The following is a 17,174-nucleotide window of genomic DNA, read 5'->3' as shown; positions in this document are numbered from 1 at the left end:
GAATCAGTCGCCTGATTCGCGCCGGCTCGGAGCCGGCACCGCGAGCGCGGCCTCGATCTTGTCGGCCAGCTTCTCCGGCGTGGCGGTCGGCGCGTAGCGCGCGATCACTCCACCGTCGCGGCCGATCAGGAACTTGGTGAAGTTCCACTTGATCCGGCCCCCGAGCAGGCCGCCCTGCTCACGCTTCAGCCAGTTGTACAGCTCAAGCGTCTTGGAACCGTTCACGTCGATCTTGGCGAACATCGGGAAGGTGACGTGGTAGATCGTCGAACAGAAGTTCGCGATCTCGTTCTCGTCACCGGGTTCTTGGTGACCGAACTGGTCACAGGGGAAACCCAGCACCGAGAACCCTTGTCTGCGGTAGGTCTTGTAGAGCTTCTGGAGACCGGTGTACTGCGGCGTCTGACTGCATTGCGAGGCCGTGTTCACCACCAGGAGCACCTGGTCGCGGAAGTCGGAAAGAGACTGTTCATTGCCTTCGATCCGGGTGGCGCTGAAGTCATAGACAGTCGTCATAACTCAATCCTGACACGACACGCGCGACTCCGCGCGCCGTCTGAGATGTCAGACACGCCGCAGAACTGTTACGACCTTTCCGAGGATGACCGCGTCCTTGCCGTCGATCGGCTCGAAGGCCGGGTTGTGCGGCAGCAGCAGGATCTCGGTCGCGGTCTTCTTGAACGTCTTCACGGTCGCCTCACCGTCGATCATCGCGGCGACGATGTCACCGTTCTCCGCGGTCTGCTCCTGCCGGACGACGACCCAGTCGCCGTCGCAGATGGCCGCGTCGATCATCGACTCACCCTTGACCTTAAGCATGAACAAGGTGCCCTCGCCAACCATTGCCCTGGGCAACGGGAAGACCTCCTCGATGTCCTGCTCGGCAAGGATCGGGTTACCGGCGGCGATCTGGCCGACCACCGGGACGTAGACCGCGTCCGGGTGCGCGTCGCCGGCCCCGGTCTCGTCGTACGACGTCTGCCGGACGGCGCCGACCGAGCCGCGGCGGGCCACGTCGGCGACCTCGTTGGGGTAGCGGACCTCGATCGCGCGCGGCCGGTTCGGATCGCGGCGCAGCAGGCCCTTCTGCTCGAGCACCTTCAGCTGGTGGGAGACCGACGACGAGCTGGTCAGGCCGACCTTCTCGCCGATCTCGCGCATCGACGGCGGGTAACCACGGCTGTCGACCGAATCGCGGATCACGTCCAGCACCCGGCGTTGGCGCGGGGTCAGGCCGGTGGAGTCGGCGGGGCCGTCGGGCAGCTCGGAGACCGTCTTGGCGGCTGCTCCCGCGACAGGTCGATCGTCCTTGCTGGAACCGCTCGGCGTCCTGGCCATGGTCAGGCTTCTCCTCGGGTCGGGCCGGCGGTCGGGCACCGGCCAGGCTTTGTCGATTGAGAAGACCGTAGACCGAATCCTGAGATTCTTCAAACATCTGTTCGAAGGCGTGTCGGTTCGCACGTTTGTTCGCGTGTCAGGTTATAGGGCCTGCCGGGGCGGGAATTTCTCCGGCGTGTCCTGGTTGGAAATAGTTGCGAACCCCGGGTGGTTCGGTTAATCATTCGTACAGGCGTTCGATCGAACAGGTGTTCGGGTTGATCGAACGGGGCGGTCCGGCGGACCGCCCGGCGAAAACTGTCGGCGGTGGCCGGTAGACAGAGATCGACAGCAGGACACGAGGTCTGAACGAGGGTCTGGAGGATCCGATGAGCACTGCGGCACTGGCGTCAGGAGCCCTGACAACAGAGGTGACGACGCCTGAGGTGACCCAGGCGCCCGGCGAACCCCGCAGGCGCCGCCGGATCCCCGGCACCACCACCGAGCCCCTGCCCGTCCGAGCCTGCTCCGGCCCCGACCTCCTCCGCGAGCCCCGCCCGGCCGCCCGCACCACGCGCCGCACCACCTGGTCAGAAGACATCGAGCCCTCGGCTCTGCAACTGACCCGCCGAGGCAAACTCCTCCTGACCACGCTCTCGGTCCTGATCTTCGGCGCCGCAGTAGCAGTCCTGGGCCTCCGCGTAGCCGGCGTCCTGGACCCCCACCCCACCTTCGACCACACCATCCAGGTCCAGGTAGGCGCCGGCCAGTCCCTCTGGTCCATAGCCCAAGAAACCAACCCCGCCGAAGACCCGGCCCTGATGGTCGAAAAGATCGCCGACCTCAACAACCTGCACAACGCCGCCGACGTAACCCCCGGCCAAACCCTGCAGGTCCCGGTCCGCTAGCCCTGCGCCTTCCTACTGGCAGAGGGCGGTGTCTACTGCGTCTTCTACGTGGGTGGCTGTTTGCAGGGTGGGGGGGAGGGTGGTTACTGCGATGGTTGCCTGGCGGCCGTCGGGGGTGATGGCGTTGCGGGTTTCGTAGCCGGGGGCGTCGCCGCCGTGGCTCCAGGCGAAGCCGCCGCAGGAGAGTGTGAAGGTCTGGATGCCCAGGCCGTAGCGGGAAGCGCCGCGGGGGCCGGCGTCGGGGGCCTCGACCGTGGTGAGCATCTGGTCGAGTTGTGCGGGCGGGAGGAGCTTGCCGCCGATGAGGGCGGCGAAGAAGCGATTCAGGTCGCTCGGGGTGGAGATCAGCGCGCCGGCGGCCCACGCCATCGATGGCTCCTGTTCGGTGACGTCGACCAGCGGCTTGCCGGGCTCGGTCAGCCAGTAGCCCTTGGGGTGGCGTTCGCGGATCGTCTGATCGCCGGTGGCCGGCCAGTACGTGTGCTCGAGACCGATCCGCTCGATCACCCGCTTGGTGATCTCCTCGCCGAGCGGCCGTCCGGTGACCTTCTGCACCATCAGGCCCAAGATGATGTAGTTGGTGTTGCTGTAACTCCACTCGGTGCCGGGTGCGGAGGCAGCTCCATGGGCCAGCGCCAGATCGAGGAGTTGCCGCGGCTCGAAGTACGTGTGCTGGACCGGCAGATAGTCGGCGGCGACATCCTGGTCGTAGTCGGGCAGACCGCTGGTGTGCTGCAGCAGTTGGCGCACGGTGATGTTGTGACCATCGATCCCCTTGCCGCGAACCAGGCCGGGCAGGTACTTCTCGATCGGCTGATCGAGCTCGACCTCGCCTTCGCCGACCAGCTGCAGCACAACGGTGGCGACGAAGGTCTTGGTGTTGCTGGCAATCCTGACCTGACCATCGACAGGCATCTTCGCCTGGGTCTTCAGATCCGCGACACCCGCCGTGTAATTGCGGCTCCGGCCATCGCGATCCCGTACGGCGGCCAGCACACCCGGGAACTTGTCGTCCTCGACCAACCGGTTCAGCCCCTGCTGCACGACATCACCGGACCCCGACGCGGCAAGGTTGCTATCGGCAACGGCTGGCGGCGAGGCGGTGACGACGGCGGCCGCCAGCAGGCTGACCGTGACCGTGGCGGCGAGCGTAGTGCGTGAGAAAGACATAGCGTCACTTTCTGTTGGGCCGAGTTGCGTGCCCCAACAGCTTGGTCAGTGTGACCGGCCCGAACGATCCCGCAGCCTGCACGTTCACAGGTAGAGCAGGCTGTACCAATCAGCCCAGCAGCGACGACACCTGTACTACCTGGCCGGTTTCAAAAGATCGGTTGGCGGCCAGGCCGACGAGCAGCGACCGGGCGCCGTCGTGGTGGTCCGCGCCGCGGCCGAGCGGATCCTCAACCGGGTCGCCGAAGAGGGATTCGAGGAGTCGGGCGTCGCCACCGCCGTGCCCTTGACCGAGCTCGCCGTGCAGCAAGGTCTGCGGCGGCTCCCACAAAGGATGGAGTGTCAACAGCGCCTCGGTCTCGCCAGGCTTCGCGTCACCGTGCTGTACGGCAGTCGCGTACTGCTGCCCCTCCGGCGGAGTCGCAAACGTGTTCTCCCGGACCAGCAACTCCAACCGCCCGGCGCTCCCGTTGAACCCGATCCGGTAACCCTCCCACGGCGAATAAGCCGTCAGGTGATAGCTCAAAGAAGCACCGGTCGAGTACCTGACCAGCACCGCCATGTCGTCCTCGATCGTGATCCCAGGCGCGAAAACGTTCTGATCCCGGTGATAGCCGTCCTCATGCTCGGCCTCCAGATAAAGCTCCCGCAACTGCGCCGAATCAGCCAGCTTGATCGCAAACGGATCGTCCGCCGCAGCCGTCGCCCCAGCGGCCCGCTCGTAATCCCGCGCCAGCCCACGCTTCTTCCCGTTCACGTCCCCGTAGAAGAACAGCTTCCCGTCCGCGAACACCGTCACCGGTTCCGCGCCGATCCACCAGTTCACCAGGTCGAAGTGATGCGTCGCCTTGTGCACCATCAATCCACCGGCGTTCGCCTTGTCGCGATGCCAGCGCCGGAAGTAGTCGGCCCCGTGCCGCACATCCAGCAACCATTCGAAATGGACCGACCCGATCTCGCCGATCGCCCCCGACGCGAGCACCTCGCGGACCTTCTCGTGCACCGGGTTGTAGCGATAGTTGAACGCCACCCGGACGGATCCCGGCGCAATCTCCGCGGCCGCGAGAATCCGCCGGCAACGCTCCGGATCCATCGTCATCGGCTTCTCGGTGATCACATCCAACCCCGCCTCGAGGGCGGTCACGATGTAGTCGTCGTGAGTCCGATCCATCGACGTCACCACAACGGTGCCGACCCGCTGCTCGGTCAGCATCCGCGCGAAATCACCGGCCTCGTACTGCGGAACCGCCGCCGCCCCGAACTTCTCTGCCAGCCACCGGTTGTGCACCGCCATCCGGGTCTGGTTCACGTCACAGAATCCGACCAATTGAGCGCGGTCGGCGTACGGCCCGGCCAGCGCGTTCACGAAGGTCTGCGCCCGGGCCCCCAATCCGACCACGGCGTACCGGCGACGTTCCTGAGCGGCTGCGGACACGAAAGACTCCTCGTGAGATCGGCGCTGGCAAACGCTTGCCATGCAATCACGGCCGCTTTGTCAGTACAACCTGCTGTCCGAAACCGGACGGCTAACGCACCGTCGCCAGCCACAGGTCGGCATACCGCCGGCCATCCACCGCAGTGGCAACCTGTACCACCGGTGGCGCCGCCCCGAACGGGTCGATGGTCAAATCACCCGACCAATCCCGCGTATCGACGACCGTGCGCCCCCGGGACCAACTACCGGATAGCTCGACCCGCACCGGAAATGCCTGAGTCGTGAGCCCCTCAGGATCGATCACCGCACAAACCGCACCGCCGTCGCCAATGCTCGCGCCGTCCGACTTGTACAACTCACTCCGCTTCTCGATCAGCCGCCGCGCCAACTCGGCTGATTGCGACCCACCCAGCGCTTTCGCCTCGTCCAACGCGATCACCACGTCGTAAAAGACGTCCAGCCCGTACATGGTCAGCGGAATACCCAGCTCGCCGGCCGCGGCCAGTGTGATCGCCGCGGCCTCGGGGTCGGTCCAGATGTTGAACTCCGCCGACGCGGTCGCATTACCGATCCCCGCCGCGCCACCCATGAACACGATCTCGCGCAATCCCGCGGCCGCTTCCGGATAGGTCCGCAGCAGCAAGGCGATGTTCGTCATCGGCGCCAGCGGAATCAAAGTCACCAACTCGCCCGTCCGGGCAGCCTCCAGCAGCGCGTCGCGAAGAAGCTCCACAGCGTGCCGCGCGTCCGGAGTACGGACCGATCGAGGCCAGTCGAGGTCGCCGAGCCCGTCGGCGCCATGGACATGCGGTGCGGTCCGGACCGGTTGCAGCAGGGGGAGCGCGGCGCCACGACCGACCGGTACGTCCGGGCGGCCCGCTGCGTCGAGCACCGTCAGCGTGTTGACGACGACCTGGTCGAGCCCGACGTTGCCGCCGACGCAGGTCACCGCCTTGAGGTCGAGCTCCGGGTGGCGGGCGGCGAGGAGGAGCGCGCAGGCGTCGTCCAGCCCGGTGTCGACATCGAGGATGACGGGTCTCATGCGCTCCATCCTCACCCATCCCGCCGGCCGGATCGCAGCCGGTCCGGGCGGCGCATTTTGCTCCTCGAAAGGGTCTTCGCGGCGGCGCCACGCGGGAGTACACGGGCCCGTGCGGGTGTTGGAACAAGGAGACGCGCGCGAGATCCGGACGTTCTTGCAAACTGTCGGAGGCCGGACGTAGCATCCCTAGATGTAGTAGTTACACCCCTGTAAGTCATCCACAGGTAGTGGTTGGTTACCCACAGGTCGTACACAAGTTGTCCCCAGCTGATCCACAGTTTCATCCCCAGGCAGGGGGTGAACGCTCACGGGAGGAGTGGTTCGCCATGCATTGTCCCTACTGCCGGCACGTGGACTCCCGGGTGGTCGACAGCCGGGTCGCCGAGGACGGCGGAGCGATCCGCCGCCGGCGGCAGTGCCCGGTCTGCGAGAAGCGGTTCACCACCGTCGAGCAGATGCAGCTCACGGTCGTGAAGCGCTCCGGCGCCACCGAACCGTTCAGCCGGGAGAAAGTGATCAGAGGAGTCGGCAAGGCCTGCAAGGGCCGGCCCGTCACCGTGGACGCCCTGGCCCGGCTGGGCCAGCAGGTCGAGGACACGTTGAAGGGCAGTGGCTCGCCGGAGGTGCCGGCCAACGAGGTCGGGCTGGCCATCCTCGGGCCGCTGCGAGAGCTGGACGAGGTCGCGTACCTGCGCTTCGCCAGCGTCTACCGGCAGTTCGAGTCCGCCGACGACTTCGAGACGGAGATCGCGTTGCTGAGGGCCGAGAAGGAGCCCGAGGGCACCGAGCCGTCGATACAGACATAAATCGGGGAATCAGCAGTACCAGCGGCACCCGCAGTACAGCGACACCGAAGTACACAGCAGCACGAAGCGGTATCAACGGGGCGGTCCCGACAGACCGCGACATTGACAGGCGAGGAGCCAACATGACAGAGACGGTGACCGGCCATTCGGGGTCGACCAAGAGGTCGACGGCCGGGTTCCGCAGGGCCAAGAACGCGCCCGCGGGACTCACCATCGATCGCATCTTCACCACCGAGGGTGTGCACCCGTACGACGACGTGACGTGGGAGCGCCGCGACGTCGTACAGCAGAACTGGAAGACCGGCGAGACCGTCTTCGAGCAGCGCGGGGTCGAGTTCCCCGACTACTGGAGCGTGAACGCCTCCACCATCGTCACCACCAAGTACTTCCGTGGCGCCGTCGGCCACGACAACCGGGAGTGGAGCCTCAAGCAGCTGCTCGACCGGGTCGTGAAGACCTACCGCAAGGCCGGTGAGGACCACGGCTACTTCGCCACCCCGGCCGACGCCGAGGTGTTCGAGCACGAGCTCACCTGGATGCTGCTGCACCAGTACTTCAGCTTCAACTCGCCGGTCTGGTTCAACGTCGGGACCACCTCCCCGCAGCAGGTGTCGGCCTGCTTCATCCTCGCCGTCGACGACTCGATGGACTCGATCCTGAACTGGTACAAGGAAGAGGGCCTGATCTTCAAGGGCGGCTCCGGCGCCGGCCTGAACCTGTCCCGGATCCGCTCGTCGAAGGAGCTGCTGCAGTCCTCCGGCGGGACCGCCTCCGGCCCGGTCAGCTTCATGCGCGGCGCGGACGCGTCGGCAGGCACGATCAAGTCCGGTGGCGCCACCCGCCGCGCGGCCAAGATGGTCGTGCTGGACGTCGACCACCCCGACATCGAGGAGTTCGTCGAGACCAAGATGCGCGAGGAGGACAAGATCCGCGTCCTCCGCGACGCCGGCTACGACATGGACCTCGGCGGCCGCGACATCACCTCGGTGCAGTACCAGAACGCGAACAACTCGGTCCGGGTGACGGACGAGTTCATGCGCGCGGTCGAGGAGAAGGGCGAGTTCGGGCTGCGGGCGCGGATCGACAACTCGATCATCGAGACCGTCGACGCGCGTGAGCTGTTCGACAAGATCAGCCACGCCGCGTGGGCCTGCGCCGACCCGGGCATCCAGTACGACGACACCATCAACGACTGGCACACCACTCCCGAGACGGGCCGGATCACCGCGTCCAACCCCTGCTCGGAGTACATGCACCTGGACAACTCGTCCTGCAACCTGGCGTCGCTGAACCTGATGAAGTTCCTCAAGGACGACGACACCTTCGACTCGGCCAACTTCGTCAAGGCCGTCGAGCTGATCATCACCGCGATGGACATCTCGATCTGCTTCGCCGACTTCCCGACCGAGGCGATCGGCGACACCACCCGCGCCTACCGCCAGCTCGGCATCGGCTACGCCAACCTCGGCGCGCTGCTGATGGCGACCGGGCACGCCTACGACTCCGACGGTGGTCGCGCACTGGCGGGCGCTATCACCTCGCTGATGACCGGTACGTCGTACAAGCGCTCCGCCGAGCTGGCCGGCATCGTCGGCCCGTACGACGGCTTCGAGCGGAACAAGGACGCGCACACCCGGGTGATGCGCAAGCACGCCGCGGCCAACGACGCGATCCGGACCGTGCACGAGATCGACGCCGACGTGCACAAGCACGCGACGGCCGCCTGGGAGGGCGTGCTGAAGGTCGGCACCCGCAACGGCTGGCGCAACGCGCAGGCCTCGGTGCTCGCGCCGACCGGCACGATCGGCTTCATGATGGACTGCGACACGACCGGCATCGAGCCGGACTTCTCGCTGGTCAAGTTCAAGAAGCTGGTCGGCGGCGGCTCGATGCAGATCGTCAACCAGACGGTGCCGCGGGCGCTGCGGCTGCACGGCTACACCGAGGAGACGATCGAGGCGATCGTCGAGTACATCTCGGAGCACGGTCACGTCGTCGACGCGCCGGGCCTGAAGACCGAGCACTACTCGATCTTCGACACCGCGATGGGCGAGCGCGCGATCAAGCCGATGGGGCACGTGCGGATGATGGCGGCGGCCCAGCCGTTCCTGTCCGGCGCGATCTCGAAGACGGTCAACCTGCCGGAGACCGCGACGGTCGAGGAGATCGCCGACGTCTACTTCCAGGGCTGGAAGCTCGGCCTGAAGGCGCTGGCCGTCTACCGCGACAACTGCAAGGTCGGCCAGCCGCTGTCGGACTCCAAGTCCGCCAAGGCCACCGCCGACGCCGCCGCGGCCGAGCCGGTCGTCGAGAAGATCGTCGAGTACCGGCCGATCCGCAAGCGTCTGCCGAAGTCGCGTCCGTCCCGCACCACCTCCTTCAGCGTCGGTGGCGCCGAGGGCTACATGACGGCCGGCTCGTACCCCGACGACGGTCTGGGCGAGGTGTTCCTGAAGATGGGCAAGCAGGGCTCGACGCTTGCCGGTGTGATGGACGCCTTCTCGATCGCGATCTCGATCGCCCTGCAGCACGGGGTGCCGCTGGAGACGTACGTCCAGAAGTTCACCAACCTGAAGTTCGAGCCGGCCGGTCTGACCGACGACCCGGACGTCCGGATGGCGCAGTCGATCATGGACTACATCTTCCGCCGGCTGGCGCTGGACCACCTGTCCTTCGACGAGCGCTCGGCCCTCGGCATCTACTCCGCCGAGGAGCGCTCCCGTCAGCTTGACACCGGCTCCTACGAGCCGACCCCGGTCGAGGTGTCGGAGCCCGAGTCGCTGAAGTCCGTCGAGCCGGTCGCGGAGGTCGAGGCCGCCACCGAGAAGGTCGAGCTCCACGACGCCTCGATCGACGCCGCGGCAGCCAAGCCGGCCTCGGCCGAGGTCCGCACCACCGCCGAGATGTTCGAACTGATCACCGGCACCTCGGTGGACGCACCCCTGTGCTTCACCTGCGGCACCAAGATGCGCCCCTCCGGCTCCTGCTACGTCTGCGAAGGCTGCGGCTCCACCTCGGGTTGCAGCTGACCAATGTGCCGCCTCGTCGGCGGCTCTGAGGCTTGCCAGCCGTCCATCGAAGACCGAAAAGAACGCCTGAAACATTCGATGGACGGCTCGGAAGCTGGATACAGAGTTGGTGTGCCGGGCGACCGGTTGGCACAAGGAGTGGTAATGACGAAGCCAAACAAGCGGATTGTGCAGCCACGGCCTGACGGGCAGTGGGAGGTTAGGAAGCCTGGCGCTGACCGCGCTAGCGCGGTGACCAGTACTCAAGGGCAGGGGATCGATCGGGCTCGCGAGATTCTGTCCGGCGACGGTGGTGGCGAAATGCAGGTTCGCGGACGGAACGGTCAGATCCGTCGTCAAGACACGATCGACCCAGGTAACGACCCTAGGAGCAGCAAAGGCTGATTTGGTGCTGCAGCCGCTGCGGGCTGCCCCCAGTTGAGAGCGCCACGGCCCCCGGGAACTTCCCACTTCCCCCGGGGGCCGCAGCGCGTCCGGTGGCAGGTAGTGGGCAGGTTCCGGTTCTGGCCAGTGGATTCTGGTTGTTCGGGGCTGTTTGGTGCCTAGGATCGCGGTCGATCCAGACCGTCGTCCTCAGGAGCCGCCTCGATGTCCACAACTCTTCGACGTACGTCGGCCGCGCTCGCCGCCGCTGGGGTGCTGGTCGCAGCAGCGCTCACCGCTGCGCCGGCGTACGCCAACACCATGGCCAACTGCTACGCCCATCCGTCCAAGGAGCTGGTGAACTCGCGGCTCAGCGGCGCGATCTACTGCACCGACGGCGAGTGGCTCGGCGTGCACGACGATCAGGCCGACGGTTACAGCGCCCGCGCGGCGATTCAGCTGTACCAGAGCCAGGTCGGCTTCTGGTACGACGCGCACGAATGCTTCGACGACACCTCGGTCGCCGACTACCAGGGCTGGTCCTTCTGCAACTTCTCCGTCCCCGACGGCACCCTGGTCCGCATCCGGCTCTGGTCTTCGAAGAACGGCGTCGAGTCGTACCCGGTCGTCACCGGCTCCTTCACCACCTGAGCCGGCTCTTCCGGCTGTAGCGCAGGCCGTAGCCGATCAGTGGCCGAATCGGTCGCTGTCGGCCGCGGTGCTTCCGGTACCGTCCAGGGCTGCCAAGGCGGCCAGTTCGGCGTCGGTGAGTTCGAAGTCGAAGACGGCGAGGTTTTGCTCGAGGCGTTCGCGGTTGGCCGACTTAGGGATCGGTACTACGTTCTGCTGCGTTTCCCACCGGAGTACGACCTGGCCGGGCGTCTTGTCGTGGGCCTTGGCGGCTGCCGTGACGGCGGGGTGGTCCAGGAGGTCGGTGCCCTTGCCGAGTGGGCTCCAGGCTTCGGTGACGATGTTGTGCGTCGCGTGGAACTCCCGCTCAGCCTGCTTGGCCCACATCGGGCTCAGCTGGATCTGGTTTACCTCGGGGGCAACGTCGGTCTCGTCGATCAGTCGCTGCAGGTGGGCCGGCTTGAAGTTCGACGTACCGATGGCTCGTACCAGCCCGGCTTCACGCAGCTCGATCAGGCCGCGCCAGGCGTCGACGTACTGGTCCTGGTCCGGGTTCGGCCAGTGGATCAGGAGCAGGTCGAGGTACTCGAGTCCGAGCTTGTCCGCACTCGCCTCGAACGCGGTCCGGGCACCCTCCACGCTGTGCCAGCGCTTGTTGAACTTGGAGGTGACGAAGAGTTCCTCCCGCGCCACCCCGGACGACTTCAGCGCGCGTCCGACGCCGACCTCGTTGCGGTAGTTCTCCGCGGTGTCGATCAGCCGGTACCCGACCTCGAGCGCCTGTACTACGGCGCGTTCCGCGTCGGCGTCGTTCATCGGGGAGGTCCCCAGCCCGACCCGCGGCAGCACCGCTCCGTTGCTCAGAGTGACGGTTGGAACGCTGATCATCGATCCTCCTGACAAGCCGCGGCTATCTCGTGAACACCGTATCCAAGGCCATCAGCAACCCCTTTCCCAGGTCCGGATCCGGGCAGTTCGGGCGGCCGCGACTGAGAGCCGAGACGCGGGCAGCGGATTGTCGGTGGGCTGGGTCATCATGGGGTTCGGCGGGACCGGAAAGCATGTGAGGGGTGGGCGATGAAGAACAGACTGATCACGCTGGTGGACCTCGGCCTGGACAGCTCCTTCGACGCCTCGATGACGTTCGTCCAGGGCATCACCAGCAACATCAACGCCGGCTGGAACAGTCCGGTGATCGACGTGAACTTCGTCCGTACCCGCGATCACGAGACCGCCTTCTCGGCGCTCACCACTCCGTCGACGGTGCTGCACGTGATGGCACACGGTGACCACAGTGACGAACCGTCGTTCCTGTCCACCGACGGCCAGACCCAGGTCTCCCTGACCGCGCTGGCCGACTGGTTCCTGGACCGCTCCTGGGGCATCGCCAGCGGCGTCGTCATCGCCGACGGCTGCAAAACCGGTATCGGCAAGTGGCAACGCGCCATCCGCGACTGCCTCCAGGACGACATCACCTACATCGGCACCAGCACGGTCATCGGCTGGTACGAAGCCACCGTCTTCTGCTCCGCCTTCTACGGCGCCCTGATCCGCAACCGAGGCCTCGGCAAAAGCCCCGCCGAGCAAGGCTGGGACGCCGCCAACCGAGCCATCAGCGCCTACGAAACCCTCACCGACGCCCGCTGCCCCTACAAACCGGTCCTCCTGACCCCCAGCCGCCGAGCCCTCCGCTCCCTGGCCGGCTGACCCACCCACCGATACCGCCCTTGGTGGCGACACGCTTTGCGTGGCTACGGTGTGTGATGCGTGGCAGACTCTTTGTGGCTCTGGTGATGTGAGGTGATCAGCGCGGGGGTGAAAGGCGCGTAGCCGTGGCGAGAATCGGGCACCTGCGGCAGTTCGGTCAAGGTAATCCGCTCAAACAAGGCGATCCTCGATGACGTCTACTCAGCGTGCTCTGCTGACAGCGGCTGCTGTGGTTGCTGTTTCCTTCCTCCTTGCGATGATTCTGGATCTGCCGGCCTGGGTGGACGCGCCAGTTTCTACGGTGGTGCTGGTCGGCCTGGCGGTCGTGTGGAAAGAGAAGAAGCCGACGCCGGTGGCGGCTCCTGCTCCACCCGCCCCGAAACCGGTGGATCGCGAACCTGTGTTCACCTCGCCGCCCACTCGCACCATCGCCGGAGTGCGGCTTCCGTCGGCGTCGCCTGACTACCAGTTCCAGTTCTCCGCGATCGTCCAGTGGTCGCCGGTGATCACCGGACTGCGGCACGCGGATCTCGGCAGTGTCGCCGTCGATGCCTTGCTCAGTAGGGCGAAGGCGTTGACGGCAACCCAGCAACCGTCCGAGGAGACGTTGAACCAGCACCGTCTCGCATCGCTGCTCGGCGAACCGGATATCGACGAGAAAGGCCAGGTCCGCACCTGGGCCACCGAGATCCGGCTCAAGCTGCCGGACGCCGACTTCAAGCACCTCCAGAACATCACCGCCCTTCAGCGCCGAGCGCAGACCCTGCTCCTGGAACGTCAACTGGAGCAGGACAAACGCGCCTATCTGCGCGACGACGTGCTGGCTACGCCGGGCTCGGCCGTCGTCTGGTGGCTGGCGAACAATCCCGGCGAGGTCGCCCAGTGCGTGGACCTGCTGGGCACACTCACCCGGTTGTCCGCGGCAGCCAACGACGTCCCGATCGAGACCCTCGAGCGCCGCTGGGACAGCGAGCACGGCCCGCTGGCGCTCGTAGTACCGGAACTGCCCGGGCTCAGCGACAAGGCGTCCGAGCAGGCTGAGGATCAAGGCGATCAGCCGTCCGGCCAAGGCTGAGGCTGATCCGTCTGGTCGGTAGGACCGGCGCCAGTACAGGGGAGACGCCGGCCCTACCGAGCTCATCAGTCGTCCATCCATCGGATCTCCGTTGCTCCGTCGTGCCCGTGGATGGTCAGCAGGGCGTCGATTCCGTCCTGCCAGACAGTGGTGGTCGGATAGCGACCACCCCAGTGCAGGGTGACGGTGCCGTCGGACCACTCCACGCCCTCGGCGACGACGCCGGTGCCACTCACACCTGAGACATCGCGGTGCCGGAAGAGGTGGAATCGTCGCGGCCCACCCGCCGCCGCGACCTTCAAGTGCCTTCGTGGCGGCGGTGGCCGGAGCATCGTCGCGGGTCTGCCGCTGATCTCGTCCATGGCGACAGTCAACGCTTCCGGGCAGCGCCCCACCATGAACCGAACCTGTATCCACAGGCCACCGAACGTGCACCCACGAGCTCACTCGATCGACGTAATCTGGTTGCACAGAGTGATCGAACACAAGCTGGGAGGAGCGGGCCGATGACAGTCATCGACCAGTGGACCGGTCGGCACGCACGCGCCCTGCAGGCGGCGATGCGATTGACCAGCGAGGCATTCGCCGAACACCTCGGCATCTCGCCACGCACAGTGGCCAAATGGCGAAGGCGTCCGGACATCGTCCCGAGCGCTCAACTCCAGGAGGCGCTGGACACGTCGCTGCGCCTCGCCTCACCGGAGGCCCAGACGAGATTCGCCGCGAGCGTCGGCGTACCGCAGACTGAGCAAGCTGCGCTGGACGACTCGATGGTCGACCAGTTGCACGCCGTCGCGGGGGAGCTGTCGCGGATCCTCGCGACGCTGCAGACAGCGGAGAAAGGGCAGAGTGGATGAGGCGTCGGGCGGTGACCTCGGCGAGCGTGAAGTCGGTGGGGTACGACCTGTCCAGCGGCACGCTCGAGCTGGAGTATGTGAACGGCAGCATCTACCAGTACTACGAAGTGCCGCAGCCGACGTACGCCGGCCTGCTCGCCGCCCCCAGCATCGGCAACTACGTCAACACCCAGATCAAGCCGTACTTCGAGTTCGCCGAGGTCTGACCCCGGCTACATCGGCAGGATCTCGAAGATCTCGACCGCGAACCGCCCCTTGCCCTCGGTCAGGAACGGGTGCCCGTCGAGCAACGACCGGGCGGCCTCCAAGCTGTCGGCCTCGACGATCGTGTAGCCGTTCTGGTCACTCGGTTCGGCGGCCGAGCCGTCGTCTCGCACGGAAGCCCGGGGAGCCAGTGGATTGCCCTGGTCGACGATCGCCCCAGCGGCCTTGCCCATCCACTCGGTCCACAACTTCATCTGCTCCTCGCCCTGCTCCGCGGTGAAGTCCTCCATCGGGGTGGCCGGGCCGCGGTACAGGTACAGGTACTTGCTCATGGTGCTTCCCTTCTCTCCCGCCGGTACTGCCGTGCCGGCGGAACGCCCGTGGTGAGCGTGTATCTGACTGACGAGCGGCCCGCGCCGGAATCGACAGCGCCGGCCGACGTTTTCGCTGTGTCACCGGAGGGCACCAGAGGGTGGATCCACGGGGGTGTGCTCTTGCCAGGAGGTGGACATGCGCACTCGTAGAGCCTCTACGACTGGTTCTCGCGTCATCACGATCGTTGTGATCGTGTGGTTGTTGATCGGTCTGGCCGCGGCCGGCCAGCGAAGTTACTTCAAGAACGACAACGCCAGCTGTGCGAAGGTCGGCACGATCGTCGTCACGATCCTCGCCGGCCCGCTGAACTACATCGGTGCCAATCCGAAGATCGATTGCGACGCACCACAGCCGTCCCGCTGACCCACGCCGCGGCTGCGGATGCTCCGGCATCCGCGGCCGCGCTGTGTACGCCTCCCCGCTAGGCTCCGAAGCAACCGACTGGGGAGGCGACGGCGTTGGCGGACGTGCTGAGGGCCGAGATCGAGAAGGACCTGGAGGAGTTCAAGGTTCCAGGCGTCAGCTGGGCGGTGATCGACGACGGCGAGATCGTCGACCAGGGCAGCGCGGGCGTCATCGAGGCCGGCGGTGACGATCCTGTCACCGGCGACACGTTGTTCCAGGCGTGCTCGATCAGCAAGCCCGTCGCCGTCTTCGCGCTGCTGCGGCTGGTCGATCAAGGTCTGCTCGACCTCGACGAGGACGTCAATCAGCGACTCACGTCCTGGCAGATTCCGTCGACGGGCGAGTGGCGGCCGATCGTCACCTTGCGGCAGCTGGCGAGTCACAGCGCCGGCCTGACGGTGCCCGGTTTCCCGGGGTACCGCCAAGGCGCCGAGCTGCCGACGCCGGTACAGATCCTGGACGGCGTACGCCCGTCGAACACCTTCGGCGTCCACGTGGACCTCGTCCCCGGCACCCAGTTCCGGTACTCCGGTGGCGGAACCGTCGTCTTGCAGCAGCTCATCGAAGACGTCACCGGCACGCCGTTCCGCCAGCTCCTGCGCGAACTCGTCCTGGAACCGCTGGGCATGTCGAGTAGCGACTACGCGCAACCACTGCCCGAGGAGCTCCACCACCGCGCGGCGACGGCGCATGACGAGCTCGGACGTCCGGTACCTGGCCGATGGCACTCGTATCCCGAGCTGGCCGCCGCCGGTCTCTGGACCACTTCGAACGATCTCGCCGCCTTCGCGCACGGGGTACGCGACGCGTATCTGGGTGCACCAGGCGCTCTCATCTCGCAGGAGCGGGCGCGGGACATGCTCACCCCGCAGATCACCATCGCCGACCCATGGGACGCGATGGAGGCGCTGGGGCTCGGAGCGTTCCTGGGCGATGGCGGCAGGCGCTTCGGGCACGGGGGATCGAACAAGGGCTTCAAGTGCTACCTGGTCGCGTACCGCGATACAGGTCAAGGCGCTGCCGTCATGACCAATGGGGACAACGGGAGCTACCTGGTGGACCGGGCGATCGCACGGATCGCGGAGTCGTACGGATGGGAGGACTATCCGCTCGAGGTCAGTGACCGGAGTGAGGTCAGCGACGAGGAGCTCCAATCAGTCGCGGGTACGTATCGCTTGGGGGACGGCCTGTCGTTGGAGGTGACCGCGGCGGACGGTGGACTCGAGGCCGTGTTCGGGCGACAGCCGGCACTGAGATTCGCCGCGAGGGGAGACGGCCGGTACGCCGCACGCTGGGTCGCGAGCGAGTTGCGGCTGACTGACGGCCGGCTGATCTTCGTCCAGGAGGGCGCGGAGATCGAGTGCTCGCGGGTTGGGTGAAGACCCGGGAATAGGTTCGTGGGGGAGTGGGTTACACCTGATGTCGTTCAGTGCAAGACCCCCGGGCCTCACACTTCGCCGCTTCGAGCGGCCACTCGCCGAGAGGCGTCTACTGGACGATGCAGTACTCGACGGTTGGGAGCCGGTACGCCGGCTCCCAACCGTTCGCTGTCACCGCCTTGAACGGGTGCGGCATCATGGTTTGCAAGGGTTCGGCCAAGGACCGGCCCCCGATTTGCATCTTCACCGTGAATCTCAGTAATGTTCTTCTTGTTGGAGCGAGTGCGGGACGCGAAAGCGGCCGGTCGCTCCGAACTCCCCGGAACTTCCTAGCAGCTGAAGCACGCCTCTGGCGGGTCTTCAGTCGCTGAGTCACGGAGAGACTGGGACGAAAGAGGCCGATTTGACCGGCCGCGGACGAAACAGTAATGTTTGGCGGGTTGCCCCGGAGCTGAACTTGGAAGAGTGAAGC

General features: G+C 66.3%; 19 protein-coding genes. 11 read left to right on the top strand and 8 right to left on the bottom strand.

Translation table 11 applies throughout. The annotated features are described in order from the left end of the window. Positions 1-3 precede the first annotated feature (3 nt). A complete protein-coding gene (locus ABD116_RS40745) occupies positions 4-516 on the bottom strand; it encodes a glutathione peroxidase (protein WP_343983912.1) in 513 nt (170 codons plus the stop codon). 48 nt (positions 517-564) lie between these two features. Beyond that, the gene (gene lexA / locus ABD116_RS40740; protein WP_343983910.1) at positions 565-1,338 is read right to left on the bottom strand and encodes a transcriptional repressor LexA; all 774 of its coding nucleotides are present in this window, start codon (positions 1,336-1,338) and stop codon (positions 565-567) included. Positions 1,339-1,706: 368 nt separating this feature from the next. On the opposite strand from lexA, the gene ABD116_RS40735 reads away from it, so the two are divergent. Beyond that, positions 1,707-2,225 (top strand): LysM peptidoglycan-binding domain-containing protein, encoded by a 519-nt coding sequence (locus tag ABD116_RS40735; protein ID WP_343983908.1) that lies wholly within the window; start codon positions 1,707-1,709, stop codon positions 2,223-2,225. A gap of 12 nt (positions 2,226-2,237) precedes the next feature. Here the strand turns inward: ABD116_RS40735 and ABD116_RS40730 are convergent, their stop codons facing one another. The 3 genes from ABD116_RS40730 to ABD116_RS40720 all read right to left on the bottom strand — a co-directional run bounded on the left by ABD116_RS40730 (position 2,238) and on the right by ABD116_RS40720 (position 5,872). Next, positions 2,238-3,395, bottom strand: coding sequence for a serine hydrolase domain-containing protein (locus ABD116_RS40730; RefSeq protein ID WP_343983906.1), 1,158 nt, complete (start codon positions 3,393-3,395; stop codon positions 2,238-2,240). Between the two features lie 109 nt (positions 3,396-3,504). Then, positions 3,505-4,830, bottom strand: coding sequence for a Gfo/Idh/MocA family protein (locus ABD116_RS40725; protein WP_343983904.1), 1,326 nt, complete (start codon positions 4,828-4,830; stop codon positions 3,505-3,507). Positions 4,831-4,921: 91 nt separating this feature from the next. Then, positions 4,922-5,872, bottom strand: a complete 951-nt coding sequence (locus ABD116_RS40720; RefSeq protein ID WP_343983902.1) for a nucleoside hydrolase — start codon at positions 5,870-5,872, stop codon at positions 4,922-4,924. A gap of 326 nt (positions 5,873-6,198) precedes the next feature. Here ABD116_RS40720 and nrdR point away from each other — a divergent pair, with 326 nt between their 5' ends. From nrdR to ABD116_RS40700, 4 genes are all read left to right on the top strand, one after another. Continuing rightward, on the top strand, positions 6,199-6,678 hold the full coding sequence (gene nrdR, locus ABD116_RS40715) for a transcriptional regulator NrdR (RefSeq protein WP_328326125.1): 480 nt from the start codon (positions 6,199-6,201) through the stop codon (positions 6,676-6,678). 122 nt (positions 6,679-6,800) lie between these two features. After that, complete coding sequence (locus ABD116_RS40710; RefSeq protein WP_343983900.1) at positions 6,801-9,707, top strand: vitamin B12-dependent ribonucleotide reductase; 2,907 nt, start codon at positions 6,801-6,803, stop codon at positions 9,705-9,707. Positions 9,708-9,710: 3 nt separating this feature from the next. Beyond that, positions 9,711-10,091, top strand: coding sequence for a DUF2188 domain-containing protein (locus tag ABD116_RS40705; RefSeq protein WP_343983898.1), 381 nt, complete (start codon positions 9,711-9,713; stop codon positions 10,089-10,091). Positions 10,092-10,295: 204 nt separating this feature from the next. Further along, positions 10,296-10,721 (top strand): hypothetical protein, encoded by a 426-nt coding sequence (locus ABD116_RS40700; RefSeq protein WP_343983896.1) that lies wholly within the window; start codon positions 10,296-10,298, stop codon positions 10,719-10,721. Between the two features lie 36 nt (positions 10,722-10,757). Here ABD116_RS40700 and ABD116_RS40695 read toward each other — a convergent pair whose 3' ends face one another. Beyond that, a complete protein-coding gene (locus tag ABD116_RS40695; protein ID WP_343983894.1) occupies positions 10,758-11,588 on the bottom strand; it encodes an aldo/keto reductase in 831 nt (276 codons plus the stop codon). Positions 11,589-11,777: 189 nt separating this feature from the next. Here ABD116_RS40695 and ABD116_RS40690 point away from each other — a divergent pair, with 189 nt between their 5' ends. Both ABD116_RS40690 and ABD116_RS40685 read left to right on the top strand, forming a co-directional pair. After that, a complete protein-coding gene (locus ABD116_RS40690; protein ID WP_328326117.1) occupies positions 11,778-12,407 on the top strand; it encodes a hypothetical protein in 630 nt (209 codons plus the stop codon). A gap of 190 nt (positions 12,408-12,597) precedes the next feature. Next, complete coding sequence (locus tag ABD116_RS40685) at positions 12,598-13,482, top strand: hypothetical protein (protein ID WP_343983890.1); 885 nt, start codon at positions 12,598-12,600, stop codon at positions 13,480-13,482. A 65-nt stretch (positions 13,483-13,547) separates the two neighbouring features. Here the strand turns inward: ABD116_RS40685 and ABD116_RS40680 are convergent, their stop codons facing one another. Continuing rightward, positions 13,548-13,844 carry a hypothetical protein gene (locus tag ABD116_RS40680; RefSeq protein WP_343983887.1) on the bottom strand — a complete coding sequence of 99 codons (297 nt, stop codon included), beginning with the start codon at positions 13,842-13,844 and terminating at the stop codon, positions 13,548-13,550. Positions 13,845-13,988: 144 nt separating this feature from the next. Here ABD116_RS40680 and ABD116_RS40675 point away from each other — a divergent pair, with 144 nt between their 5' ends. Together ABD116_RS40675 and ABD116_RS40670 are read left to right on the top strand one after the other, a co-directional pair. Continuing rightward, positions 13,989-14,339, top strand: a complete 351-nt coding sequence (locus tag ABD116_RS40675) for a helix-turn-helix domain-containing protein (RefSeq protein WP_343983884.1) — start codon at positions 13,989-13,991, stop codon at positions 14,337-14,339. After that, positions 14,336-14,545, top strand: coding sequence for a KTSC domain-containing protein (locus ABD116_RS40670; RefSeq protein ID WP_343983880.1), 210 nt, complete (start codon positions 14,336-14,338; stop codon positions 14,543-14,545). The genes ABD116_RS40675 and ABD116_RS40670 overlap by 4 nt, the downstream gene beginning before the upstream one ends. 6 nt (positions 14,546-14,551) lie before the next feature. Here ABD116_RS40670 and ABD116_RS40665 read toward each other — a convergent pair whose 3' ends face one another. Continuing rightward, positions 14,552-14,875 (bottom strand): YciI family protein, encoded by a 324-nt coding sequence (locus ABD116_RS40665; protein ID WP_343983877.1) that lies wholly within the window; start codon positions 14,873-14,875, stop codon positions 14,552-14,554. Positions 14,876-15,053: 178 nt separating this feature from the next. Here ABD116_RS40665 and ABD116_RS40660 point away from each other — a divergent pair, with 178 nt between their 5' ends. Together ABD116_RS40660 and ABD116_RS40655 are read left to right on the top strand one after the other, a co-directional pair. Next, positions 15,054-15,281 carry a hypothetical protein gene (locus tag ABD116_RS40660; protein WP_343983874.1) on the top strand — a complete coding sequence of 76 codons (228 nt, stop codon included), beginning with the start codon at positions 15,054-15,056 and terminating at the stop codon, positions 15,279-15,281. A gap of 104 nt (positions 15,282-15,385) precedes the next feature. Then, positions 15,386-16,702 carry a serine hydrolase domain-containing protein gene (locus tag ABD116_RS40655; RefSeq protein WP_343983952.1) on the top strand — a complete coding sequence of 439 codons (1,317 nt, stop codon included), beginning with the start codon at positions 15,386-15,388 and terminating at the stop codon, positions 16,700-16,702. The last annotated feature ends 472 nt before the right edge of the window (positions 16,703-17,174 follow it).

The sequence above is a fragment of the Kribbella koreensis genome, assembly GCF_039525325.1.
Lineage (GTDB): Bacteria > Actinomycetota > Actinomycetes > Propionibacteriales > Kribbellaceae > Kribbella > Kribbella koreensis.
The sequence above is the reverse complement of the archived record's forward strand: the minus strand, read 5'-3'. Positions and strand labels throughout refer to the sequence as shown.